Origin of the sequence: Pontibacter deserti (assembly GCF_023630255.1) — a bacterium.
GTDB lineage: Bacteria > Bacteroidota > Bacteroidia > Cytophagales > Hymenobacteraceae > Pontibacter > Pontibacter deserti.
The window spans coordinates 532,618-556,452 of sequence record NZ_JALPRS010000001.1; the positions used below are offsets into that span (position 1 = coordinate 532,618).

Below are 23,835 nucleotides of genomic sequence, written 5' to 3' on the forward strand. Positions count from 1 at the left end.
GCTAATTTCATAAATCACTGTTAATCTGTGGTTCAGACAATAAACAATTTAACAATCAACCATCAGCAATTAAAATATGTTAAAAGCGAATTCGTTTGCCGATGTAGTTAAGCACTTGGCTATTATGGCGGCTATAGTAGGAGTACTGGTTATAGGCTTCTTCTATTTTTACCTGCCATCCACTACCAATCATGGCGAGAGCGTGCCGGTGCCTAAAATTACAGGTATGTTGCTGCCCGATGCCGAAGCGTTTCTGGAAGAGCAAAATCTACTTTACTACATCAACGACTCCAGCTACAACTCCGACCGCAAGCCGTTTGAGATCCTGACCCAGGATCCAGCTCCGGGTGCCCAGGTAAAAGAAGGCCGCAAGATCTACATCTCGGTGAATATGAAAAACCCGCCGATGATCAAGATGCCGAAGCTGATTGATGGTTCTGTGAAGAATGCAGAGCTAATACTTAAGAGCTATGACCTGAAAGTAGGTAAAATAACGCCAGTACCAGACCTGCAGAAAAACGCCGTGTTAAAGCAGTTTGTAAATGGCAAAGAAGTAGCCCCGGGTGAGACCATAGCCAAAGGTTCTGTAGTAGACCTGCATGTGGGCGATGGACTAGGTAACACAGAGTTTGAAGTACCGGAAGTAGTAGGTATGCCAGTAGATGAAGCATCGGTTTTACTGGTAGGGCAGGGCCTTCAGATCGGTAACATACTTTACGTGCAAGGCAGCGGCGAGCCGGATGGTACTGTATTAAAACAGCGTCCGTTTGCAGAAGTAGGTGCCAAGATACGCGTTGGTGAACTGGTTGACCTTTGGGTAGCCGGTACCGAACCTGTCGAGACAATAGAGTAAACAACTATAAAGTATAAAACAACAACGCCTGCCAGTAATGGCAGGCGTTGTTGTTTTATACTTTCGCAGGTTACACTAAAATTTGAAATTTGCGTACAGATTTCTCGTTTAAAGTATAAATGCCTAACTTCTTACGCATTATACTTAACGCCCGATTCTATGAAAAAACTGTTACTGTTCGCTTTTATACTATGTTGTTTTAGTTTTACAACACTGGCCCAGGCTATACTTACCCCCTTAACATCTGAGCAGCGCAGCAACCAAAGTATAAACTATAGAAATGCGACATCAGTAGCAGCGGTTGGTCTCCCGTTTTTTGATGATTTTGCAACAGTAACCAATAACCCAGACCCTTCGCGCTGGATCAACGGCGGCGTATACATCAACAACCGATTTGCTTCTGGGCCTATCACCAAAAATGTAGCTACGCTTGATGGCGTAAATGCAGTCGGGCAACCATACCTGGCAGGCGCTACAAGTCCGGGTCCTTCCGATACACTTACTTCACAGCCTGTAAGACTGGGTACATTTTCACCTGCTGATTCGGTATACCTGAGCTTTTACTGGCAATCCGGTGGGTTAGGCGATGTGCCCGACAGAACAGTAGAGAACACTTTTTACCTGGTGTTGGAATTTAAGGATAATACAGGTAACTGGCAGCAGGTATGGCGTCAGAACGCGACTGGCGAAGCTACTGATTTTGTGCAGGTGTTTGTAGGCTTAAAGGATGCCCGGTATTTCCATAACGAGTTTGAGTTCAGGTTCCGTAACATTGGGCGCAGAAGCGGACTGCTTGATATCTGGAACCTGGATTACATAGAGCTGAATCAGAACCGACGTAAAGGGCAAAATACGACCCGCGATATCGCTATCAGCCAAATGGTAACTCCCTTACTGGAAAACTACACAGCCATGCCGCTTCACCAGTTCCTGGAAGATCCGGCTGCTGCGCTAGCTGATTCTGTTTCTGCTACTGTAAATAACCTGGGTAATGTACCCGGTGCCATTAGCTGGCGCGGTTTTATTAAAAGGGAGAATGCCGCAACTGCCGATACTTTTTTAATTGAACAGGGCCTGATTCCTGCCAATGCACGACAATATAAGATAGCTGGAAAGCCAACTATAGCTAACATCGCGCTCCCTGCAGAGAGCTTTACTTTAGTGCACGGCTTCAGATTAAATACCCAAGAGCAAAACCGTTTGCAGGCTGCCAACGATACTACTTTCAGAACCACTACTTTTGCCGACTACTTTGCTTATGATGATGGCACTGCTGAAGCAGGTTTTGTTTATCCTGCTAATGGTAACACAACGCAAGTTGCTATGCGCTTCGAACTGGCTAAACCTGACCAGGTACGAGGCTTTAAAGTATACTTCCCGAGAATAGGCGAGAACCAGGAAGGAAGAACTATAACTGTGAAAGTATGGCAGGACAATGATGGCTTACCTGGCAAAGAGCTGCATCAGCAGAGCTTCGAGATAAAGTATACCGAAGGTGCCAATGAGTTTTATGAAGTTGAGCTTAGTAAAGTAGTACCGGTGCAGGGTATATTTTACCTAGGTTGGAGCCAGCCAGCTTCACAGTTCATTAATTTCGGCTTCGACAGAAACAGCAATGCCCCGGGCAGCAGGTTTTTATGGAACAGCCAGAGCAACTGGCATGCAGATACTTTTCTGGAAGGTGCTGTGATGATGCGTCCGCTGATGACAGGTGTAGCGCTTGGTTTAGAAGATGAAGACCCGGTGGCGGCTGCTATACAACTATACCCGAACCCAACTACAGGAGTGGTGCAGGTAAACGGGCTCTACAAAGCTGTCAGCGTTTTTGATGTTACCGGTAGGCAAGTATACCAACAGCAACGCAATGCTCAGGTAAATAGCGTAGATTTGCGCCACCTGCCGGCAGGAATGTATACTTTCCGCATCGACACAGGTAAATCAGTTATCACTAAAAAACTTATATTAACACTATGATCACGACAGACATCACAGCAGAGGAACTGAAAGAGCGCTTAAATAAGGGCGAAACTCCGGTTATTATTGATGTACGCGAAGATTGGGAATTTCAGGAGAGCAACATTTCAGGAGCTCAAAACATACCACTTGGTACATTGCCACAGCGCGTAGAAGACCTGGAAGACCTGAAAGAGGAAGAAGTAATTGTGCATTGCAAATCGGGTGCCCGCTCGGCTTCGGCAAAGGCATTTTTGCAACAACAGGGTTTTAAGAATGTGCGTAACCTGCTGGGTGGCATACAAGGCTACAAAGGCTAAGTATAACCTACTGTAAAGTATAAAAGCCCGGGGCAACTATAGCTGTTCCGGGCTTTTTTGTCTAAAGTATAAATCTACTCAATTACAAATGGTGTAGGACTGAAGCAAAGTATAAATATCACAAAAGCTAAAATTCCTAACACCTTTCTAAATGGGGTAAGTGGTTTTTCGTTCGGACAGCTGGGGTGAAAAAGGCCCATTACTCTGGAAAGCAATAAACTATAAACAATCCAGCCACTATAGCCATCTGCTTCAGGGTAGAACGCAGAAATAAGCACCTGCACCACAAGTATAACTACGGCAGCATATAGTGCAAACTTCAGCTTTGGAACAGCCGGCTGCAGCACAAATATCAGGTATAACATGTAGGTGGGCCACACCCAGATGTAACCAGCCCAGTCTGGTAAGGTAGTCGCTAAACTATATTGCAACATCAGCATAAAAAGCGCTGCCCCCATACTATACCTTCTGTCATCCACTATTTTCCGGAAAGCCCAGTAAGTAAAAGGTACAAAGAACAGCATTAACTCTTCAGACCATAAGGGGGCATGATGCGGCGACACTACACCCAGACCGGCATAAAGTATAAAGAAGGAGAAAAAGATAGGGGAGAGCCTGTTAAACCGCTTATAGCCTATTAAACCATACAACACATGCCCGCCATCCAGCTGCCCGATTGGTAACAGGTTTAGCGCCGTAAAAAATAAGGCCAGGTAGCCAGCAAATAGTAGCGGGTAATGAATTATCTCATACGCGTTAGGTACCAATCCCGGATCTGTGGCAACATACTGCTCGAAGAACATAAACAGCAGGTTTTTGCCTAACGAGAAATTGCCAACGCCCTGCTCGTACACATGAGAGGCATAATCCAGTCCGTACTTCTTATACTCCGGGTGAATGGTGAAAATATGTTCCGGCGCGGGCAGGTGCGTAAACCCATACCATAACAGCGGAAGCGCAACTAAAAAACCGGCCAGGGGACCAGCTATTCCTATATCAAAAAACTGTTGCCGCGAGTAAATGCGACTCTTGATTCTTATAAAAGCACCCATGGTGCCGATAGCGGCTGTAATGCCAAACCACAGCGGAATATAAAAAGGTAATGTTACGCTGGTGTTATAGTGCCTGGCTGTAAAATAATGCCCAAACTCATGTACTGTTAGCACCCCAATAAATGGTACAGAAAAGTATAAGCCAGCCCAGAATTCAGCCCACGTTATACTTCCGGTCCAGGTAAACTCTTCCGGGCCTAGGAAAAATAGTTTGCCGGTCATCCATTCGGCACCTGCAATAGTGGTGGTAATGCAGGTAACTATAAACAGCAACAGGTGCAGGCCATACTGCCGTTGCTCCTTAGGAGACCACATCCTTAAAGAACTCATTTATAGTTAACGGCGGCTGCAGGTGCAGCGTATTTATGCCAAGGCTGTCGGCACTGTTAATGTGCTGGATGCTATCGTCTATAAAAAGTGTTTCAGTCCTGTCTAGGTTATTCTCTGCCAGTATCTGCTCAAAAATAGCGGCATCAGGTTTACGTTTACCTACAAGGTGCGAATAGTAACTCTGTTCGAACAGCGAATCCAGGTTAGGAATGGTAAAGCTATGGGCTACTAGCTCGTTAAATTTCTTAAGGTGTATGGCGTTGGTGTTGCTCAGCAAGAAGATTCTATACTTTTTACCTAATTCCTGTAGCAGGTCTATGCGTTCCTGTGGTATATCCAGTAGCATAGCGTTCCAGGCAGCATCTATTTCTTCGTCGGTAGCTTCCAGGTTATACTCGCTGCGCAGGTTGTTGCGGAACTGCTCGCAGGTGCTGTTGCCTGTTTCGTAAAGGTCGAACAGCTGCGACTGCGCTTTTTGGGTAAACTCCATGGCACTGCCTGTTTTACTGTACTTTAGCAGCTCGCGTAAGCTTTTGTTGTAATCTATATTGATGATAACTCCGCCCAGGTCGAAGATGATGTTTTTGATATTTTGTAAATCCACAGAAAATTTTTTGAGTTGCATTTGAAAATCTCGATACAAATATGTAGAATTGCACTCCCAAATCAAAGAAAGCACTTTAAGTGCAATCTTTCAGGGACGGGCCTATAGCTCATTCGGTTAGAGCAACTGACTCATAATCAGTAGGTGGCTGGTTCGATTCCAGCTGGGCCCACACTAAAAAGCACTTCTGATATACTTCGGAAGTGCTTTTTAGTTTTTAGGCAGTTCAGAACTAAGCCCATCTTGAGTTTAATTTCTCAGATTTATACTTTAAGAAAAACAAACAGGTTTAACTATAAAGTAGGAAAAGATTTATCCTTCTATTTAAACTGTGCAAGCCATTCCAGAGCACTGTTTTTATCAGTAAACATGCGTGTTGGATTCACAGGCTTATTAACAATTATGTAAAAATTAGCCATCATTTTTATAACTGTAGAGTTGGTAAGTATGGCATTGGCTATAATTCCTTCGTTGCCTTCATTGGCGAAGTAATCCCGGGCTTCTTTAGAAAAGTTTTTTATACTTATTGCGTCTACCAGGCAGGGATAATCTTTATTCCCGGTAAATTCTTTGCGGGAATTCACACAGGCTTCGGCTACTCCAAGGTCCAGATTCTCAATTTCTTTATAATAGAAGTGGAGGATGCCATCTTTGATAAACATCTTTACATAGGGTGTTTCTTCTGTTTGTATGCCCTCTTCCAAATTCTTTATTTAAAGTGAGATGTATTTTGTTATATTCTTGTTGAGCCACTTGAAGTAACAAGTATACTAAAATTTGTGGCAAAAATAAGGCACAACAATATAATAGATACGGTAGATGCTGTACTTGCTGTATCAAAAAAGAAAGGAATTATCCATCTGCATGCAGAAGATGAGGCACTTAGTGGTAATTCTCTCATACTTAATGGTAAACAGGTGCTCCATTTTGGTACCTGCGGTTATCTTGGCCTGGAACACCACCCGGCACTAAAACGTGGAGCAATAGATGCTATAGAGCGTTTTGGCACTCAATTCCCCATGTCGCGCACTTATATTTCTAACCCTTTGTACCGCGAACTGGAAGCCTTGATACAGGAAATGTATAAGGTGCCGGTCGTTATCTCCAAAAACTGCACACTGGCTCACCAGACAACAATTCCGGGTATTATCCGACAAACTGACTTAGTTATACTGGACCACCAGGTACATGCCAGCATCCAGGAAGCTGTTAAAAAGCTGCTTGCCCAGGGCGTAGCTGTGGAGATGATCAGGCACAATAACCTGGAAATGCTGGAAGAATGCATAAAAAAGCAACGCAACAAGTATAGCCGCATCTGGTACATGGCCGACGGTGTTTACTCGATGTATGGGGATTATGCGCCCATTAAGGAGATGATTGCCCTTGCCGAAAAGTATGAGCAGCTATACTTGTATGTTGATGATGCACATGGCATGAGCTGGGCAGGCGAACACGGTACAGGGTATGTTATGAGTCAGATGGATGGCGTGCTGTACCGCAAAATGGTGCTGACTGCTAACCTGGGAAAAGCTTTCGGGTCCTGTGGTGGGTTGTCGTTGTTCCCTGACGAGGAGTGGTATAATAAGGTAAATAACTTTGGCGGCCCGCTTACTTTTTCGGTACAGATAGAGCCAGCAACACTTGGGGCTGCTATAGCCTCTGCCAAACTGCACCTAAGCGACGAAATTTATACGTACCAGCAGGAATTACAGAAAAGAATAGCCTATTTCAATACATTACTAAAGCAAACTGACCTGCCGCTGGTGCACGAAAACAACAGCCCTATATTTTTTATAGGTACCGGTACCATGGAAATGGGCAATTACCTGGTAAGATCGCTGCTAAACGATGGCATCTATGTAAACCTGGCTACTTTTCCGGCTGTGCCTGCCAAAAACATCGGCATTCGTATTACTATCTCCCTCAACAACTCTTTCCAGGATATTGAGCAATTGGTGGCTAAGCTGAGCGCTAATTTTAATAAGGCATTAATTGAAACCAACCAGACACAGGAGAAGATCAGGAAGGCGTTTAAAATACCAATGCCAGCACCAACAGCTTTACCAGCGCAGCCAACTATAACTCATAACGCTCTGAAGTTGCAAAGTTATAGTTCCGTGCAAAGTATAAACGAGGCCGTTTGGAACAATTACCTGGGGCACGAAGGCATGTTTGACTGGCGGGGAATGCAGTTTCTGGAAAAATCATTCAGTAGTAACAACGAGACCGAGAACAACTGGGACTTCCGTTATTATGTGGTGACCAATCAGGAGGGCAGTATTATACTTATGACCTTTGCCGTAATTGCCCTTCATAAAGAAGATATTTTTGCACAAGCTTCGGTATCAAAAGTTATAGAGCAGGAACGCAGCTTAAACCCACAATACCTAACGGCAAAAGGTATAATGCTGGGTAGCCTCTTTACGGAAGGCAAACACATGTACCTTAACAGAAGCAATGCCAACTGGAGGTCTGCTCTGACGATGGTGTTACAGGAGCTTTTTAAAGAGCAGGACAGGGAGCAGGTCAGTAATATTATGCTTCGCGATTTTGATACCAACGACCAGGTAATGCATGAGTTTATGATTGATCAGGGTTTTGTCAAGATCGACCTGCCAGATTCATGTGTGGTTGAGAACCTGAGTGGCCAATCGGAAGAGGCATATGTAAGCGGACTATCCCGAAAAAACAGGCGCCATTATGTGCAGAAGATAAAACGAAACCAGCATTACTTTAATGTTGAGATTAAGAGCAGGCTGACAGAAGCTGAGCTTGCACATGCGTTCAGTCTTTTCCGGAATGTAAAGGAAAGAAACCTGGCAATCAATAATTACCTGTTCCCTGAGAAGCTGTTTAATGAAATTAATAAAAGCCCGGATTGGGAGTTTATAGTTTTATACCTGAAAGAAGAATTTAGTGATAACAGGAAGCCAGTAGCTGTTTGTTTCTGCCATATAAATGCGGCCAATATTTACAGTCCTATGCTGATAGGTATGGATTATGAGTACCTGATGGAATTTGGAATTTACAGGCAGGCACTTTTTCAGGTAATTAACAGGGCAAATAAATTAAACTGTGCAAAGATAAACTTCGGCATATCGGCTACTCTCGAAAAACAACGGATTGGAGCTGTCATTTATCCGAAAGTAGGTTATTTTCAGGCGAAAGATAATTTTACGATGGAATTAATGGAAGCTACTTTCATGATTGAGAAGGAGTAACGAACTTTAGTGCGAAGAAGACTAATTGGAGAATACGTGGACGTTCTACAGAAAAGAATTGAGGAGATAATAACGTTTATTGCTGAAATAGCTAACGGAAATTTCGATTATCAGATGGAAGTTTCTGAAACAGGCAACGAAATGGATGCCATTATTTCAGGAATAAGCATGCTTGGGCAGGAACTTAAGAATTCTACGGTATCCAGGGACTTTATGCAAAGTATTTACCAGGGTGTGGTAGATATGTTGCTTGTTTTAAATACAGATTACACCATCCGAAATGTAAACGAGGCATTTGAAGAATTGACCGGCTACAGGCAGAGTGAACTAGTTGGCAGACATTTTCTGGAGCTTTTTAGCGATAGCGAGAACCTGCGCCTGTTAGAGGCATTGTATAAACTGGAGAACGAAGGTAAATGCCTGAACACAGAATTTCTTCTGAAAACAGCAAACCAAGCTACCATACCAACATCATGTTCCTTTTCTTTTTTGAGAAATAATACCCAAGATAGAGACGGTATTCTGATCATTGCAAAAGATATTACTGAACTTAAAAATAAAGAGCGGGAACTGAACGAGGCCAAAGAGAAAGCCGAAGCTGCCAACGAGGCCAAAAGTAATTTCCTGTCCAGCATGAGCCACGAGATCCGGACGCCGCTAAATGGTATAATGGGTTTCACTAATCTGCTAATAAATACCGGGCTGGATAGCACGCAGGCACAATATGTTCACCTGATACAGAGCTCCGGAACCACGCTTACAAAACTTCTGAACGATATACTTGACCTGCACCGCATAGAACAGGATAAGGTGGAGATAGAGGCTATTCCGTTTGATATCAGGGCTACCATGGCATCGCATCTGGAGCCTTACCGTTATGTGGCCAAAGGTAAAAATATCTCGCTTAGCTATACTTTTGATGAGGATGTTCCGCAGGTTGTGATCAGCGATCCGACCCGTATTAACCAGGTGCTTGTAAACCTGGTAAGCAACGCCATAAAGTTTACCGAAAAAGGAAGTATAACAGTGCATGCTTCGCTGGCAAGTATAAGCCAGCAGGAGTCTTCGGCTATACTTCATTTTAGTGTTACAGACTCAGGAATAGGTATACCCGCAGAAAAGCAGGAGCTAATTTTCGAATCATTTACACAGTCTGATCAGTCTACAACGCGTAAGTATGGTGGCTTCGGCCTTGGCCTGGCAATCAGTAAAAAGCTGGTAAAGCTGATGGGGGGCGAGATGGGAATAATTAGTGGACAGGCAGGTCAGACGGGTACCACTTTCTGGTTTACTATAAATCTGGGCTACCTGAATGAAAAGACCACTGAGCCTGTTGAAGAGATGGAAGACGAAGCATTTAAGTTACGCGATGGTGTTCAGGTACTGGTGGTAGATGATAACCCGATTAACGTGTTGCTGATGCAGGATGTACTGGAGCATTTAGGTGCCAGGGTAACTGCGGCTGAGGGTGGCGAAGAAGCATTACAGGCAACGCAAAACCATACTTTCGACCTGGTTTTTATGGATATTCAGATGCCAGGTATGGATGGCCTTGAAGCAGCAGATAGATTACGTAAAGCAAACTTTAAAAAACCTATCATCGCTTTCTCAGCGAATGCTTATAAAGATGACATTGCTAAAAGTATAAATGCCGGCATGAATGGCCACTTGTGTAAACCCTTTACTACCCGCGAGCTTGTAAGTATACTTAAGAGGTGGGTTTAAAAAAGAAGGATACTACTAGCTCCCCAGAATAAAAAAGCCTCTCCCGAAACAGGAGAGGCTTTTCACTATCATTAAACAGGTTAGATCAATATTATTGCACACCACCACCGTCGCCTTGCTTGGCATCGTCATTGCGGATAGACTTTTTACGTTTTGGCGGACGCTGCTGCTCCAGTTTACCAAAGCGGTAGTCGAAGGAAACACGCACGCCACGGTTATAGTTGTTGATGCGCACATGCTGCTCATAAGCCCTTGCATTAGCCTCAGTAAGCGGTGCAATTACGTCATTTTTCATTTTCATGCTTTCACGGAATGGGTTATCCAAACCTACGCTAATACCACCTTTCTTATCAAACAGCTCTTTTTTGATAGCAATCTGGTGGAAAGAGAATGCTGCAAATCTACCTAGCAACTGAATACGCTCCGAGTTAAAACCACCACTAAACTGTGCGCTAAAACCTTTCGGGAAAGTATAAGATGTATTAGCGTTGATGTTATACATCCAGCCGCTGTTGCTGTTATATTCACTGTTAAGGTCTACATAGTAAATGTTAGAGCTACCGCCTATGGTCCAGTTATTGGTTGGTTTGGTGTTACCGAACAAGCTTACACCGTAAGTTTTGTTGGTGGCGATATTTTGGAATGTAAGTAGGGTTACATTTTTAGGATTTCCTTGTTCATCTTCAACCCTCTCGATTGAGGCAACTGGCTCAATGGCGTTATCTGTTTGGCGCATATAACCAGTTACACTTATTGATGTCTGTTTAAAGAAAGTACTGTAACCTAATTCATACAGGTTTGTTAATTCAGCATCAAGGTTTGTGTTACCAATAACAAATGTGTTTGATGTTTGCTCCTGACGATATGGGTTCAGGAAGTTCATGGACGGACGCTGGATGCGCTGTGTATAGTTAGCCTTTAATGTATGTACTTTATTTATAGTATAAGACAGCGCTACACTTGGAATAAAGTTGTCATAATCGGCAGTATAACCAGTTTTACCATCTTTAGAAGAGTTATTATCTGAGCTGATGTCAGTAAACTCATAACGGCTGCCTAGTTTAACGTTTAATGCTTTTTTAATGGTAAAACCATAAGTCAGGTAAGATGCATATACATCCTGCTGATAGAAGAAGTAGTTGCTACCCATCGCCGGAGCTTCCGCTGTACCATAAAGGGCATCACTTTCCACATCACGGAAGATAGTTTTAGCACCAATTTCAAGTATGGTTTTATTTGCAAATGGGTGCGTATAATCTGCCTGGAAGGTTAATTCTTTATTGCTACCATCATTCATGTTGCGCACTCTTTTAAATGGTGCCTCACTAAGCGTGTAATGGTCCTGATTTATATCGTTTTCCGTATTTGTAATGGAGTATAACGATAACAGGGCAAGTTCCTGACCTTGTTTCTTGAAATAATGCGTAAAGTCTAGGTTATAGTCTGTGCCCAGCCTGAAGTTTTTGTGGCGGATAGCATTGTTGAAATCATTTATTACTTCCTTTTCTGCCGTTTCTGTCTCAAACACAGACTGATCATTTTTCAGCCTAAACTGGCCACCGTTTGAGCGTATACCACCAGATAAGCTGTTACGCTGGTTAAAATCGTATTCAAAACCTAACTGACCATTCATAAACGCTCCTCTTGGGGCAGTTTCACCTAGCTGGAGAGAGTATGATTCTTCATCTAACGGCGTATCAGGATTATCATAACCAATAATCTCGTTGGACATGTCGCCCTTGTTGTAGAACATGTTACCACCAAAGGTACCGTTGATACCCAGCTTACCACGACGTACATTAAGGCTTGCATTGGCGTTACTGCCACGCGTACCTGCACCCACAGCTACCGAACCCGTTATACCTTGCAAACCACCATCTTTTTTAGTGATGATGTTGATGATACCGGCTGTACCTTCAGCGTCATATTTAGCAGATGGCGATGTGATAACTTCTACTGATTTGATCTGATCGGCTGGGATTTGCTTCAGGGCATCAGCTATACTTCCGGCCATGATGGCAGAAGGCTTGTTATTGATGAGTACGCGTACGTTAGAGCTACCGCGTAGCTGCACGTTGCCATCGTTGTCGAGCGACAGCGACGGTACTTTCTGCAGTACATCGGCAGCGTTACCACCAGCATTTGTAATATCTTTTTCGGCGTTATAAACCGTGCGGTCAATTTTTTCTTCTACCAGCGGCTTCTCGCCAGTAACAACTACTTCGTTAAGCTTCTGTGCGTTAGACTCCAATGTGATGGTGCCTAAGTTTAGGTCTTCGCTGTCAGAACTAATAGTAAAGTCGCTGAGGGTCTTTTGCTGGTATCCGATAAAAGATACAAGCAACCTATACTTGCCCGCCGCCACTTTGCTTAGTGTAAAACGGCCTTTTTCGTCGGCCATGGTACCATCAATTGGCTTGCCGGTGCTCACGCTGATCATGGCTACTGTAGCAAATTCAACAGCGTTTTTAGAGTCGGCATCTACCACTACACCACTAATTTTAGCGTTGCCTTTCGGGGCGGTAGTGCCAGGTATGGCAGCCGGTTGTTGTTGCTGTGCCGGGCGACCTTGCGGTGCAGCCTGCTGTGCCTGTACAAGCACAGGTGCTGTGCTTAAACCAAGCAATAATAGGAATACATTCTTCTTCATAGTTTATATCGGAAAGCTTCTTTAAATCCGTTTTTAGTGCGTTACCTGTAACTTCACATGGCAAAGAAAGACCGCATTTCTGAACTGCTAAAACAGAATATACCAATGCACCTCATTTCTATATAAAGAGGCATTTCAACCCGACAAGATTTTTAAGGTTTTGAGGCTTTCCCGGACAAATGAATTAATACAACTTTCAGGTATGGCAGGCTGCTTAATTTTGTGCAGAAGAATAGAGTTTATACTTTCGTGAAAAATCTGTTTATGGAAGTAAATCTTACACGATTAGACCAGGATTTCCATTTTGCAGCTACAGGTAATTCTGGAGTGGCAGTACACATGGATGCAAACCCGGAAATTGGAGGTCATAACATGGGTGCCCGCCCGATGGAAATGCTCCTGATGGGGCTAGGTGGCTGCAGTGCCATTGATGTAATACTTATACTTAAAAAGCAGCGCCAGGAGATCGGTTCTTTTGATATAAAAGTAACAGCCGACCGGGAGAAGGTGGAAGAGCATACTGAATTCAGGAACATTAATGTTCATTTCAGACTAGGCGGCAATCTTAACGAAGACAAAGTTCGCCGTGCTATCGAGCTCTCGCTGGAGAAATACTGCTCTGTAGCAATGGTGCTCTATAAAACATCCGCGATAACTTATACTTTAGAGCTGGTGTAGGTCAGGTGCCGAGCCTGGCCACGTACTTTACCAGTGAGCGTTTGGCTATAGGTAACAGGCTTTGCTCTAACGGTACAGGCACTTTAGAGATAATGGCAAAAGTAGCAGGGTTTGGCAGTTCTTTCCGCTCTTTTATCAGCTGCACTTTCAGGTGCTCGTGGGTCAGGCTCAGGCCGCGGCGCACTGTTTGCACATGTTCTGTGTTAATGCCCCGGTACTGCTCGTATGTGTTTTTAAAAACAGTGATGCGGTACAGGTATACCTGTGTCTCTTTGCCTGGAAATGCATCCAGAAACAGGTAGCCTTCGTCGTGATACATGGGTGTTATACCTACAGGACTTATCTCTAAGTGGCTTTCTACAAACTCGTATAGTTCTTTCCCTTCTTCCAGCGTTTCGCTGAACAGGGGAGATGCGTACTGTATGATCTCTTCAATCTGCTGCATGGTCTCGTCGTCTTCCACTATCTTCTGGTAAACGAGCTCCAGCTTTTCGAAATCAGCGCGGCTGATGCGTTGCGGAAATTGCTCATACACCAGTTGCTTGTGCTCTTTTAACTGCACCAGGTTTCGGTAATGCATGATCAGGTCGGAGAAAACAGGGTAGAGGCGGTGGTGGCTGAATTCTGCTTTTACAGCCTGCAGGTAAGCAAGCAGCAAATACTTCTTATACTCAAAATCTAATAATCCTTCTGTAAGCCAGTTGACGGGTAGGGTGTTCATAGCCTTCAACTCTTTTAATTTATACCTGCTGTATTTAACGGATGAAGCAGAAATCGGGATTATAGTTAAGCATGATTTTTATTATAAGTTATACTTCTCTTAAACCTTGTACATTAGCTACAGGATAGTAGCTACACTTTAAATTGTATACAAACCTAAGAGTTGGCTTTACGTTAGCTAAGCAAGGCCTGGGTTAAAACAAAGCTCTTCCCAATGCCTGAGATCATCTTTTAGTTAACTAAAATAATGCGACCATGAATTATACTGAAAACTTTGAAGGCATAAAATTAGACATACAGGCAGTTGATATCGATATCTCAGATGCGATGCAGCAAAATCTGCGGGATAAGATCTCAAAACTGAAGCGACATGCTAAAAAAATAGACTCTATTGACGTATATTTTAAGGAAGAATCCAGCCATTCGACCAACACTAAAAGCGTACGGATACGTGTGGGAGTGCCGGGAAATGACGTGTTTGCACATGATGAGGGGGATAACTGGTACCAACTGCTGGATAGCGTGGAAGAAAAACTAAAACGCCAGTTAGAGAAGAAGTAACATAGGAATAACCAGTTTATACCTGGTATGTATTAAAAAGGCTCCCTGCAAAATACTGCAGGGAGCCTTTTTGATGACTAAGTTATTCGTTGTTAATCGAAGATCTCGTTCAGCAGACCAGCCAAATGTATACCACCTTTTAGTAGCTGTGTATTCAGAGTGTCAATGTGATCATATGTATAGCGGTAGCTAAGCTTTTGCTCTGGCTGCAGTTCGCTGTACAGTTTGTTACTGATCAGGTAAGACTCATATAACCACTGGCTGATAGGCTGTTTCATCCACTCTTTGCGTTGTGCTTTAGTGGTATGGTTCAGGGCGGTGCTGTATTCAGTATAGCTCAGGTCCTGCGACTCGATCAGGTCACTGTCCCACAGGCGGTGCAGGTTAGTAGATTCGCCAAACCAGAACAGTTTAACACGGTTACCACCTAAATCTTCAGGGCGGCCTGTGTGCATCGGCTGGTGTATATCGCCCACAAAATGAATTACCAGGCGCAGGTACATTTGCTTTTTATCCTGTGGCAGGTCTTTGTTTTTCAACTCTTTTACCAACATGTTCAGCTTCGTGTGCACGTTGGTAGCAGTATCCTGCATCAGGCTGGCAGTGAACTGATCGTAAGTCAAACCATCTTTAAAGTTGATGTAATGCCAGTTATCCAGGTATTTGTAGCTAGGTTCCGATTTCACGAAATCGGCCCAGTTGCTGGCCATGGCTAATGACTCATTGCCCAGTATTTTTTTAACTTGCTTTTTTGCCTTACAGGTTAAGTTGCGCTCCGCAATTTCGCCCACCACGCGGTGCCCCAGCATGCCCCACGCCATCGACTGAAGCGGCATATACAGGAACAAACCCGCCAGTATTAATTTTTTAAGCGATTTAAATGCCATTGATATAAGAAACTATTGGTTAGAATTTTTCGGCAGCAAATGTCAGAAAATTCTGTTGAAAGACGATAGCTGTTTTTGATAATTGTTTGTTGGCACTGTAGTATTTGTGTGGCTATAGTTGTTTTGATTCTCTATAATCGAAAGTATAGCGTCGGCTAATTCCTGCTTTTGCGCAACTGTTACATTTACCAGCCTGAATTTAGCTTCGCCTTTCAGCATGCGTAAGCGCCAGTCCCACTGATCTATAGTTCGGTGCTGGCCGTTGTCCATCCACCAGCTCGTATAGAGTGTATCTTTTCCTTTCTGTAGCTCGCCTACATATACTTTATAGTTGCCGATCTGCAGCGTTTGTACATGCCTGAACTTGTAGCCGCTACCTTCCCAACAAATAAGCGGGTGGTGCTCTGTAGAATAAAATGCCTGTACCGGCTTGAGGTAAACCAAGACATCTTTATTGCTATACTTTGTAACCCCGTTTTCCAGCTTAGTAGTCTCAAATCCGTTTAACTGTGGGGTTGCTTGTTCCAGAGATATTGCCGGTACTTTACTTTTGACATTCAGGCCTGTTAAGATCAATGAGATAAGCAATATAAAGTTGAGGAGTAAGGCAGTTCTTAACTTGATTGGTGCTTTCACTTTCCTATCCTGGGAAGGTATGGTTATGTATCGCTGCAGTCCTTTTGCAAAAAAATAGAAAGGTACAAGCGCATAAATAAGTAAACAAAGCAAACCTATAACATCGTGCATTGGGTTGCCTGGCAAAATCTTAAACCAAACAAGTAACAGGATGCGCAGCAAATTAGATACAAGATTAAGGATCAGCATACCTCCCAGCATCAGCACAACAGCCCAAAGCGGCCATACTTTTTGCTTTGTTTGCTGCAGGTGAGCAAGTATAAAAATGGCTAGTATCAGCGACAACGACAGCATAGACAAAGCTGCACAGGCCGGATCTACAGAAAATTCTTCCCCGTTCACAAGTATTATGTTGCCCGCGGCTTCGGCCTGTGTATCTATCATTTTAAGTATAGCAACGGCCCAGGTAGTTAACTGCATCCGAAGCGGGAAACTGATAATACTGGTGATGTACTTAAAAATAGGAGAGGCTATGGTTAATAAGAGCAGCGGGTACAGGGATATTTTACCAACTATAAGCTGAACGCCACACCAAAGCGCTATTATAAAAGTAAAGAAGTATAAAGTGCTGTTCTGAAGCGTGGCAGCAAGTATGGCAAAGAGTATTGCGGTTACCAGTAAAACAGGTGAACAAGACTTGTGAGATTGTACCTGTGCTACAAATGGTAAAAGAAACATTGCAAGCAACCATTGGCTGTCCCAGAGCAGGTATTCGCTCAGGAAAATCCCGCCAACCAGTATGTATAAACCAAGTACCAGTATCGGGACAGCCAGCCGTTCGGTGGGCCGGATAATGCTTAAATTCATCTTAATATGTAAGGTTTCAAAGTGATGAAACCAATGATTACCACAGCCAGGATGATCAGCGCCCATTCTTCAGGTTCCGGTACTGCGCCCGATCCGTTCATACTTGCATTGCCCAGGCTGTCTTTGCTCTTCTGGATGTCGAATCGTTCATAATCTTTTTGTGTTTCCAGGACGATAAGACTTGAGACAGGGCTCACAATATTAGCTTGCGTGGCTTCTGTTATCAGCTCATCTTCTATATAATCTTTAGAAAAAAAGCGTGCCCCGATTTGCTGCAAAATATGGTTATAAGCGAACAGGCGTAGCACATGGTCTGGGGCTGTGTTGGTAGCTTTAGTTGCATTCGTTTTAACTATGCTTAAACCCGAATCACCCAAACGTACTGTGTTATTATCTATAGTTATGTTAGCGAATTGCTTCTTCTGCAGTAACGTAGCCAGTTGTTCGGTATTCCCATGCATAGGTACAATAACCCGAAGTTCTTTCAGGCTTTTAAAGTAAGGTGATAACTGTGGCCCAAGCGAGTAAACTCTTATAGCGGATTGTAGTGGTAACACTTCAGCCATCTGTTCTGCAAATGGAGTATCTTTCAGGTCGTTGAGGTTAGGGGATATGCCATTACTTTTGCTGATAACAAGTGCCTGCTCTGGATTTTTTATATGATGTAACGGGAAGAGTGAGTAGTGTTGCTGTCGTAGCTGGTAAAAGAGTTGTGCATTGTTCTGTTCAGTAACCTGCACCATCTTTCCATCCCAGGCATAAACCTGCTTACCTTTTGCTATACTCCAAACTTTCTCAAACTCGCTATCAGACCAGCTGGCATTTATGTCGAGGTATACCTGTTGCGGCTCAAATGCTACCAGTTGCTGTGGTAATGCTTCAATTTTATAGTTGTTGCCGGCAAAACTGAAACCGCCATTGGCCAAAGCAGGTGCAGTAAATCTTAGGCTCCAGTCCTGTGTATAGTTGCCCTGGCGTTTATACTCGTTGCTGCGCGTAAGTTTATAGTCGGAAGGTGAATTCAGGTTAGTAACTTTATTATTAAAATAAATAACAGATGTTTCGGAAGCACCTGTGGCAGAGGGACCTGTGAAGTATACATTTTCATAAACAAGCTCATTGCCTCGCTGCTGCAGGGGAGAGGTTATACCTATTTTAAACTGGCGGTTTTCTTCCGGTGTGCACGGGAACACTCTTACGGATATCCTGTTTCCTTCCTGCCAATGTACCACTGATGGGTCTCGTGCTTCTAAACCAACTATAGTTTTGTATGCGGTCTGCGCTTTACTTTTTGTGGTAAGGTAACCTTTTTCTTCACGGCCGTTTATCCAGAGCGAAAGCGAAGAAACCACACTGCCTTCCGGTAAAAAGAAAGTATAAATGGCCTCCTGCTGATTGTTGCTGTTGGTCATGTTGTTGTGAACGCGCAGCACTTTTTCAGTATAAGCTAACCTGTAACTAGGGTAGATGCGTACCTGCGACACTACATTAGCTGTACTTAGGTTGTTGCCCGACCAGAGCCGTGCCTCTGCCTGATGGCGGGCGTCGTACATGCTCTCAAGTATCTTTATTTTTTCTTTCCTGTCCAGGTTTGGTTGGCCCAGGAATAACACAGCTAAAGTTACCAGCGGGTCGTGGCGTTTCACTTCATCAAAATTCTCACCAGGTATATCCCAGATATTAAAGCTATTGTGTGGCACCTGGTACACAAGGTCAGTTTTCATGATGCGCTCTGTCAGAAAATCGGCCGGCAATTGCTGGCTAAGCCTAACCCAATGCGGCAATGTCTCATTTTCCTGTATCACAAAATCATTACTGCTAAAATCTATCTGCACGTTCCGGTTATGCCATTGCCAGATAAAGAACACACTAAAAAGTATAGGGAATGCTGCCCCAGCAAGAAAACTACGAAGGTATTGTTGGTCTTTGGAAGCAGCTTTGTAAACACCAAAACCTAAACTAATCACCACCCAAAGCGGCACAAAAGTATGCAGCGCTAGACCCAAGGCCAGAATACCGAAAATGCTGATGATATAAAGCGGCAACAGGTAAATGGCATAATACACCCAAAGTATAGATCCTGCACCAAGTATAAAGAGCAATACCTGGTTCATGAGTTTAGGTAGTCGCTCCTGAAAACTATAGATTATGAGCGTTATACAGAAAAGGGTGATAAAAGCTTCCAGCCAGGGAACAGAGTCCTGAAAGATACTCATCTGGCGGTTAAGCGAATAGCAACTGATGATAAAAAGTACCAGGTACAAGTATAGGTATTGTAAGTGCTGAAAAGGCCTTTTAAAGGAAAAGACTTTCTGGGAGAGCATTATAACAAAGTAGACAGCAGCTAAACTATAGTTCAGCCAGAAAATACCAAAAGCTGCCCCGTCTGTTGCTGCCATGCCCCACTCAGGGAACATGAAAATAAGGAAGGAAATTACGATCATTCCCACGCCTACAAAATGCAATTGGAGGTCGGTTCTGGCAGGTACTTTCGTCAGAGTTTGCATGCTTTAGCTATAGTTTCAGAATGCCCAGCAATGTGGGTAGAGAGATTATTTTCTTAAAAGAAATATACAACTAATTGGATGTTTATAATATGCTTTTACTTAAAACCGAACACAAGTGGGAAAACAAACACAACCACTACTGTCCATAAAGTATACACCGGCAGGAACAAAGCAATGGAGTGCTCAGCTTCAGCCACATCCGCTTTTTTTCTGAACGATTGAAAGAGCCTGAACGTGATGAGCAGCAGGTTGAGCAGCATTAAGAAATTGCCGCCTAACACAGCCAGCCTGTTCGGGGTAATGCCAAATTCTGTGATGCGGAAGATGATAGCCGATAATGCAATGCCATTAACTATAACCGTAACTAAAGATAAAAGGAATAGCACCCATACATCCGAATTTCTTGTTTTACCGGAGCTTTCGGCAATAGAGAAAAAGATCAGCGCCATCACGCCTATCAGCAACACGTTAAACAGCAACAAAAACTCCCGGTCGTTGTAAGGGTCTTTGCCTGAATACACAATAGCAGCCAGGTAGATAATGAGCATAACCAGCACCAGCGGGCTGAATATTTTAGCAACAATTGGTGATACTTTATTAACCAGTTGCGGATTGGTTTGGGTAAGATAAGTACCAACTATAGGCACTGCCGGTAGCCCGAAAGCTACTACATACTCTCCGTAAAACTCCTCAATCTGTAAGCTGATAAGCGAAAACAACGCTATAGTAATTCCGGTCATGAGTACACCTGCCAGCCCCAGAACAGCTGACATTACGATCAGGTCTCCGTTAAACCTCAGATAATCCAGCCGCTTTTTATAGTTGTTCAACTCATCTCCGGCATAGGAAATGCCTAATAAAACCCACAACAACAAAGGCAAATGGATGCAGGCTAATAGTAGCGTATCACTGGTAGTTGAAGCCGGAAGGGAGTTGATGTAAAACACGCACACCAGTATGGCTATACTAATAAAGCCAGTTGTCTGTAAGCTCAGTTTGTTTTTCCAGGCGAAGTATGCGGCCAGCACCGGGAAAACGATAAATCCGGCATTTCGTGGGTAATAAAATTCTTCGGGTACAGGAAGTATAGCCGGAATTTTAACAAGAAAGCCTGCTATTAAAACAGCTATTGCCACAAACAGCAAATCATTTATTGTGCCCCAGGCTACTTCATCTGATTCATATCTTAATCTTTCGTGCCAGAAATCAGCGAGTGCGTTGCCCTTAAGCTCCGGATATAGATTGCTGAACTCCCGCTTAAAAGGTGTCTTGTTGGACCGGTATAGCTTCTCGAGCTGCTGCGGGTCGTTTATTCCAGAAAGTATCTTTTCTTTCATGGGGTCTATACTTTAAGGTTTCTTGTTCAATTGTTAATAGAAATAGACAGCGGTGTTTAATGCCACATGGTACCAGCTAATCCTAACACAAAGCCAAGGTAAAATCCGATGATAAAAACCAGTAGACTTAAGAGTATGGCAAACGACTTGTTTACACCAATTTTGCTGGCAAAGTATAAGATAAAGTAATTACAGAAGCCTCCTGCTGCACCGGCCATAGGCACAATAACCAAGGGGCGTACCCACCATAGTTTTCCCCATTCGGGATTAGGTTCATTCACAAAAATCAGGAAAACGCAGATCAGTAATAAACCTATCCAGGCACCCACTAGCATCCTTTTACCTAATGTAAACAGATGGATCGGGTGGTTTTTAAATTCGATTCGCTGTATCATTTCTGAAAGTTTAAATCAATGATATCCTTACAACTTATCAATCATGTCCCCAAGGTCGCTTACCCCTAACGTGAACATAATGAGCACAATGCCCAGGGTGATCTTAACAATAAGCGGAATTGAGAAACCAAACTTCTTTTTAAAATAGATATTTGCGGGAGGTAAGTAAACCAGGGAAAGAAGAAGATAAGCTATGCCCGGAACAGGGTGCACTAAAACTATATTCAATACACCAATTATCAGAAGAAGTATACCGAATGCCCAACCGCTAATATTCCAGATAGTTGGTCTGTTGTTCATTGTCATTTTATTTTCCATGATTTTTTAATTTTTAGTAAACTGTTCAACTTTTGTTTGGCCCTTAGCTTTTCTTCTTCACTGGTTTAACTGCTTAACTTCCCGCGAAAGGTGTTCCAAAGATACCAACAGCAAGCTCTGCCCAGATGAGGAACAATACTACCAGTACAACTGCAATAAGGGCAACCCGGGATTCGGTACTTTTCACCTTCCGCATTACAAACTCACAGGTAAGGCCAGTGCCGAATAGCAGGATGCCCATGATCACAAAATCGAACAGCTTCCAGTCTACTTCATCTGTAAACTGCATCGCTACCAATGGAATAAGTAGTATAAACACCACTGTAAGTAAAATGCCGGTAAGTCTTTTGTTTTGCGTAATCATAATCGTTTCTTTTTAAAGTTTATGGGTTGTTTATATTTCTGATTTTAAGGTATTATAGATCCAGCAGCATGAGTTCTATCTTATCGGATAATTCACCCACGCCCACTGCGGCCCAGATAATAAAAATGCCGATCACAATTTTTACTGTTCTTAAAGAAGGGATGGAGTAGCCGGTCATCTTCCTGATAATTACATTTACTGGTAAGAAATAGAGGAAGGAAAGTAGTATTATAAATATTCCGAAACCGGGATCGTTGCCCCAAAACGTGTTCACTACTCCAATTGCAAATGCCACAATGCCAAACACCCAGCTGATAATATTCAGGGTCATAGTTCCGGCATTTGCCTCCAGTGCTTCTTGAAATTCCTTTTCGTTAGTCATAATTTTATACTTTAAAGCGTTCAACATCTGATCAGTTAAAGCTGCTTAATCCCACATAGTGCCGTTTAAGCCCAGCACAATACCTAGCCACAGCACTACTATGAAAACAACTAGGCTTAGTACATAAGCTAAAGCCTTTCTCCAGCCGCCTTCGTAGCGCAGATAATCCATGTTGTAGTAAAAAAGCCCTCCCAGTGCACCAGCCGCCGGAACTATAAGCAGGGGCTTAACCATCCAGAATCTTGACCAGCTTGGGTCGGGATCTCCTGCACCAATAAGGAAAAATGAGATAATAATGAGGCCGATTACTGCGCCATGCAGCATGCGTTTGCCTACCGAAGCCCCGTGAACCGGGTGGTTTTGAAATCCACTTCTTTGTGTCATGATCAATTATCTTTAATGGTTTTAAAACTTGATTTGTTGTTTATTTAAAGTACTTTGAATTACAAAGTATAACCGCAAAAAAAATTTAGTTTCCTGGCCTGTTGTTTAAAATCAGTTGCTCCAGTGCATCTAAATGGCTTTTAAAAGCTTCGCGACCGGCATCGGTGGCATGGTAAGTTGTATTCGGTTTACGGCCTACAAACTGTTTTTCCACGCGCAGATAGTTTGCCTCTTCCAAGGCACGCAGGTGGCTGGCCAGATTACCATCCGTTAGCTGTAAAGTTTCTTTAAGGGTGTTAAAGTCTGTTTTATCCTCCACCATCAGCACCGACATAATGCCTAACCGCGCCCTGCTTTCGAAGGCTTTATTTATATTTTCAAGATAATCTTTCACAGGACCTGTTAACGTTCGTATTTAAAATACACCAGTGCACCATAAACTATGTGCAGCACTCCAAACCCCAACGTCCAGGCAAACAAACCATACCCCACAAAAAAACTGGCAACCAGCCCAATTATAATCTCCAGTAAACCCAGGTAACGAATATCGCTGAGGGTATACTTACTGGCATTTAACAACCCGCAACCATAAAAAATGAGCATCACAGGCGCTACCAGGTATAGCAGGTCGTGGTAAATAAGTATGGCACAAAAAGCCCCGCCTGCCGCAATAGGTATAAACAGGTTAACAAGCATACGCTCGGTTTTGCTATCCCACACACGGTGACTGTTTTTTTTGGCGTTGCGTGCCGTAAAGTAAGTAGCAGTACACAATGCAAGTATAAACACAAACGCCGCTACCGCAACCAGAAACAAAAGATTGTCATTTGTAAGGCCGCGGCCTAAGGTCTGGTTATAGTTTATGTTATGCGTTACCAGATACCATTTAACAACTGCTGCCCCTAAGAGCGCAGATACGCCGGCGGCAATTCCCGATAATCCGCTTAGCGAAATAAAGCGGGAAGAACGATCCATGATGTTGCGGATCTCGTGCAGAGTGGCTAACTGGTCTTGCTGCTGGTTCATATAAAGTACTTTGAGTTTCAAAGTTAATAATACTTTACGTAATGTCAAGCAGTACGGTTAAAATATTTTTAAATTCTATACTTATAGTTGGGTGGGCAACACAATCTTAGCACATGCGGTAACTT

23 protein-coding genes and 1 tRNA gene are annotated in these 23,835 nt (G+C 43.4%); 8 read left to right on the forward strand and 16 right to left on the reverse strand.

Going from position 1 to position 23,835, the window contains the following annotated elements; genetic code table 11:
- The first annotated feature begins 76 nt into the window (after nt 1-76).
- The 3 genes from MJ612_RS02230 to MJ612_RS02240 all read left to right on the forward strand — a co-directional run bounded on the left by MJ612_RS02230 (nt 77) and on the right by MJ612_RS02240 (nt 3,126).
- Nucleotides 77-853 (forward strand): PASTA domain-containing protein, encoded by a 777-nt coding sequence (locus MJ612_RS02230; RefSeq protein WP_187029035.1) that lies wholly within the window; start codon nt 77-79, stop codon nt 851-853.
- Nucleotides 854-1,012: 159 nt separating this feature from the next.
- Complete coding sequence (locus tag MJ612_RS02235; protein ID WP_187029036.1) at nt 1,013-2,827, forward strand: T9SS type A sorting domain-containing protein; 1,815 nt, start codon at nt 1,013-1,015, stop codon at nt 2,825-2,827.
- Nucleotides 2,824-3,126, forward strand: coding sequence for a rhodanese-like domain-containing protein (locus MJ612_RS02240; protein WP_187029038.1), 303 nt, complete (start codon nt 2,824-2,826; stop codon nt 3,124-3,126). The genes MJ612_RS02235 and MJ612_RS02240 overlap by 4 nt, the downstream gene beginning before the upstream one ends.
- Nucleotides 3,127-3,200: 74 nt before the next feature.
- On the opposite strand, the gene MJ612_RS02245 is transcribed toward MJ612_RS02240, so the two are convergent.
- Both MJ612_RS02245 and MJ612_RS02250 read right to left on the reverse strand, forming a co-directional pair.
- Nucleotides 3,201-4,508: a site-2 protease family protein gene (locus tag MJ612_RS02245; protein ID WP_250419023.1), complete on the reverse strand. Its 1,308-nt coding sequence runs from the start codon at nt 4,506-4,508 to the stop codon at nt 3,201-3,203.
- Entirely contained in the window at nt 4,480-5,112 is a 633-nt protein-coding gene (locus tag MJ612_RS02250) for an HAD family hydrolase (protein ID WP_187029040.1), read from the reverse strand. The genes MJ612_RS02245 and MJ612_RS02250 overlap by 29 nt, the downstream gene beginning before the upstream one ends.
- A 98-nt stretch (nt 5,113-5,210) precedes the next feature.
- On the opposite strand from MJ612_RS02250, the gene MJ612_RS02255 reads away from it, so the two are divergent.
- A tRNA-Ile gene (locus MJ612_RS02255) sits at nt 5,211-5,284 on the forward strand.
- Between the two features lie 148 nt (nt 5,285-5,432).
- On the opposite strand, the gene MJ612_RS02260 is transcribed toward MJ612_RS02255, so the two are convergent.
- Nucleotides 5,433-5,816, reverse strand: a complete 384-nt coding sequence (locus MJ612_RS02260) for a DUF7793 family protein (protein WP_187029042.1) — start codon at nt 5,814-5,816, stop codon at nt 5,433-5,435.
- Nucleotides 5,817-5,891: 75 nt separating this feature from the next.
- On the opposite strand from MJ612_RS02260, the gene MJ612_RS02265 reads away from it, so the two are divergent.
- Together MJ612_RS02265 and MJ612_RS02270 are read left to right on the forward strand one after the other, a co-directional pair.
- The gene (locus tag MJ612_RS02265; protein ID WP_187029044.1) at nt 5,892-8,333 is read left to right on the forward strand and encodes an aminotransferase class I/II-fold pyridoxal phosphate-dependent enzyme; all 2,442 of its coding nucleotides are present in this window, start codon (nt 5,892-5,894) and stop codon (nt 8,331-8,333) included.
- Between the two features lie 9 nt (nt 8,334-8,342).
- A complete protein-coding gene (locus MJ612_RS02270; protein ID WP_187029047.1) occupies nt 8,343-10,058 on the forward strand; it encodes a PAS domain-containing hybrid sensor histidine kinase/response regulator in 1,716 nt (571 codons plus the stop codon).
- Nucleotides 10,059-10,149: 91 nt separating this feature from the next.
- On the opposite strand, the gene MJ612_RS02275 is transcribed toward MJ612_RS02270, so the two are convergent.
- The gene (locus MJ612_RS02275; protein WP_187029049.1) at nt 10,150-12,708 is read right to left on the reverse strand and encodes a TonB-dependent receptor domain-containing protein; all 2,559 of its coding nucleotides are present in this window, start codon (nt 12,706-12,708) and stop codon (nt 10,150-10,152) included.
- 222 nt (nt 12,709-12,930) lie between these two features.
- On the opposite strand from MJ612_RS02275, the gene MJ612_RS02280 reads away from it, so the two are divergent.
- A complete protein-coding gene (locus MJ612_RS02280) occupies nt 12,931-13,386 on the forward strand; it encodes an OsmC family protein (protein ID WP_317233014.1) in 456 nt (151 codons plus the stop codon).
- 1 nt (nt 13,387) lies between these two features.
- On the opposite strand, the gene MJ612_RS02285 is transcribed toward MJ612_RS02280, so the two are convergent.
- Nucleotides 13,388-14,107, reverse strand: coding sequence for a hypothetical protein (locus tag MJ612_RS02285; protein ID WP_187029052.1), 720 nt, complete (start codon nt 14,105-14,107; stop codon nt 13,388-13,390).
- A gap of 254 nt (nt 14,108-14,361) precedes the next feature.
- Here MJ612_RS02285 and hpf point away from each other — a divergent pair, with 254 nt between their 5' ends.
- Nucleotides 14,362-14,667, forward strand: coding sequence for a ribosome hibernation-promoting factor, HPF/YfiA family (hpf, locus tag MJ612_RS02290; protein ID WP_187029054.1), 306 nt, complete (start codon nt 14,362-14,364; stop codon nt 14,665-14,667).
- Between the two features lie 92 nt (nt 14,668-14,759).
- Here the strand turns inward: hpf and MJ612_RS02295 are convergent, their stop codons facing one another.
- From MJ612_RS02295 to MJ612_RS02345, 11 genes are all read right to left on the reverse strand, one after another.
- Nucleotides 14,760-15,554, reverse strand: a complete 795-nt coding sequence (locus tag MJ612_RS02295) for a S1/P1 nuclease (RefSeq protein ID WP_187029056.1) — start codon at nt 15,552-15,554, stop codon at nt 14,760-14,762.
- A gap of 42 nt (nt 15,555-15,596) precedes the next feature.
- Nucleotides 15,597-16,997: an exosortase N gene (gene xrtN / locus MJ612_RS02300; RefSeq protein ID WP_187029058.1), complete on the reverse strand. Its 1,401-nt coding sequence runs from the start codon at nt 16,995-16,997 to the stop codon at nt 15,597-15,599.
- The gene (locus MJ612_RS02305; protein WP_187029060.1) at nt 16,994-19,504 is read right to left on the reverse strand and encodes an XrtN system VIT domain-containing protein; all 2,511 of its coding nucleotides are present in this window, start codon (nt 19,502-19,504) and stop codon (nt 16,994-16,996) included. The genes xrtN and MJ612_RS02305 overlap by 4 nt, the downstream gene beginning before the upstream one ends.
- 95 nt (nt 19,505-19,599) lie before the next feature.
- On the reverse strand, nt 19,600-20,841 hold the full coding sequence (locus tag MJ612_RS02310) for a DUF4153 domain-containing protein (protein ID WP_187029062.1): 1,242 nt from the start codon (nt 20,839-20,841) through the stop codon (nt 19,600-19,602).
- A gap of 56 nt (nt 20,842-20,897) precedes the next feature.
- Entirely contained in the window at nt 20,898-21,236 is a 339-nt protein-coding gene (locus MJ612_RS02315; RefSeq protein WP_187029064.1) for a potassium transporter KefB, read from the reverse strand.
- 27 nt (nt 21,237-21,263) lie between these two features.
- Entirely contained in the window at nt 21,264-21,554 is a 291-nt protein-coding gene (locus tag MJ612_RS02320; RefSeq protein WP_250419024.1) for a hypothetical protein, read from the reverse strand.
- Between the two features lie 73 nt (nt 21,555-21,627).
- The gene (locus MJ612_RS02325; protein ID WP_187029066.1) at nt 21,628-21,918 is read right to left on the reverse strand and encodes a hypothetical protein; all 291 of its coding nucleotides are present in this window, start codon (nt 21,916-21,918) and stop codon (nt 21,628-21,630) included.
- Between the two features lie 52 nt (nt 21,919-21,970).
- Complete coding sequence (locus tag MJ612_RS02330; RefSeq protein WP_250419025.1) at nt 21,971-22,300, reverse strand: hypothetical protein; 330 nt, start codon at nt 22,298-22,300, stop codon at nt 21,971-21,973.
- Between the two features lie 45 nt (nt 22,301-22,345).
- Entirely contained in the window at nt 22,346-22,684 is a 339-nt protein-coding gene (locus tag MJ612_RS02335) for a potassium transporter KefB (protein ID WP_187029068.1), read from the reverse strand.
- Nucleotides 22,685-22,769: 85 nt separating this feature from the next.
- On the reverse strand, nt 22,770-23,078 hold the full coding sequence (locus tag MJ612_RS02340; RefSeq protein WP_187029070.1) for a winged helix-turn-helix domain-containing protein: 309 nt from the start codon (nt 23,076-23,078) through the stop codon (nt 22,770-22,772).
- An 8-nt stretch (nt 23,079-23,086) separates the two neighbouring features.
- The gene (locus MJ612_RS02345) at nt 23,087-23,731 is read right to left on the reverse strand and encodes a hypothetical protein (RefSeq protein ID WP_250419026.1); all 645 of its coding nucleotides are present in this window, start codon (nt 23,729-23,731) and stop codon (nt 23,087-23,089) included.
- Nucleotides 23,732-23,835: the final 104 nt, after the last annotated feature.

What these genes read in the sequence shown, in the direction of transcription:
- MJ612_RS02245 (WP_250419023.1), bottom strand. Translation starts at nt 4,508, where the DNA reads ATGAGTTCTTTAAGGATGTGGTCTCCTAAGGAGCAACGGCAGTATGGC.
- MJ612_RS02335 (WP_187029068.1), bottom strand. Translation starts at nt 22,684, where the DNA reads ATGACACAAAGAAGTGGATTTCAAAACCACCCGGTTCACGGGGCTTCG.
- MJ612_RS02320 (WP_250419024.1), bottom strand. Translation starts at nt 21,554, where the DNA reads ATGGAAAATAAAATGACAATGAACAACAGACCAACTATCTGGAATATT.
- MJ612_RS02325 (WP_187029066.1), bottom strand. Translation starts at nt 21,918, where the DNA reads ATGATTACGCAAAACAAAAGACTTACCGGCATTTTACTTACAGTGGTG.
- MJ612_RS02305 (WP_187029060.1), bottom strand. Translation starts at nt 19,504, where the DNA reads ATGCAAACTCTGACGAAAGTACCTGCCAGAACCGACCTCCAATTGCAT.
- MJ612_RS02330 (WP_250419025.1), bottom strand. Translation starts at nt 22,300, where the DNA reads ATGACTAACGAAAAGGAATTTCAAGAAGCACTGGAGGCAAATGCCGGA.
- xrtN (WP_187029058.1), bottom strand. Translation starts at nt 16,997, where the DNA reads ATGAATTTAAGCATTATCCGGCCCACCGAACGGCTGGCTGTCCCGATA.
- MJ612_RS02230 (WP_187029035.1), top strand. Translation starts at nt 77, where the DNA reads ATGTTAAAAGCGAATTCGTTTGCCGATGTAGTTAAGCACTTGGCTATT.
- MJ612_RS02275 (WP_187029049.1), bottom strand. Translation starts at nt 12,708, where the DNA reads ATGAAGAAGAATGTATTCCTATTATTGCTTGGTTTAAGCACAGCACCT.
- MJ612_RS02240 (WP_187029038.1), top strand. Translation starts at nt 2,824, where the DNA reads ATGATCACGACAGACATCACAGCAGAGGAACTGAAAGAGCGCTTAAAT.
- MJ612_RS02315 (WP_187029064.1), bottom strand. Translation starts at nt 21,236, where the DNA reads ATGATACAGCGAATCGAATTTAAAAACCACCCGATCCATCTGTTTACA.
- MJ612_RS02310 (WP_187029062.1), bottom strand. Translation starts at nt 20,841, where the DNA reads ATGAAAGAAAAGATACTTTCTGGAATAAACGACCCGCAGCAGCTCGAG.
- hpf (WP_187029054.1), top strand. Translation starts at nt 14,362, where the DNA reads ATGAATTATACTGAAAACTTTGAAGGCATAAAATTAGACATACAGGCA.
- MJ612_RS02295 (WP_187029056.1), bottom strand. Translation starts at nt 15,554, where the DNA reads ATGGCATTTAAATCGCTTAAAAAATTAATACTGGCGGGTTTGTTCCTG.
- MJ612_RS02285 (WP_187029052.1), bottom strand. Translation starts at nt 14,107, where the DNA reads ATGAACACCCTACCCGTCAACTGGCTTACAGAAGGATTATTAGATTTT.
- MJ612_RS02235 (WP_187029036.1), top strand. Translation starts at nt 1,013, where the DNA reads ATGAAAAAACTGTTACTGTTCGCTTTTATACTATGTTGTTTTAGTTTT.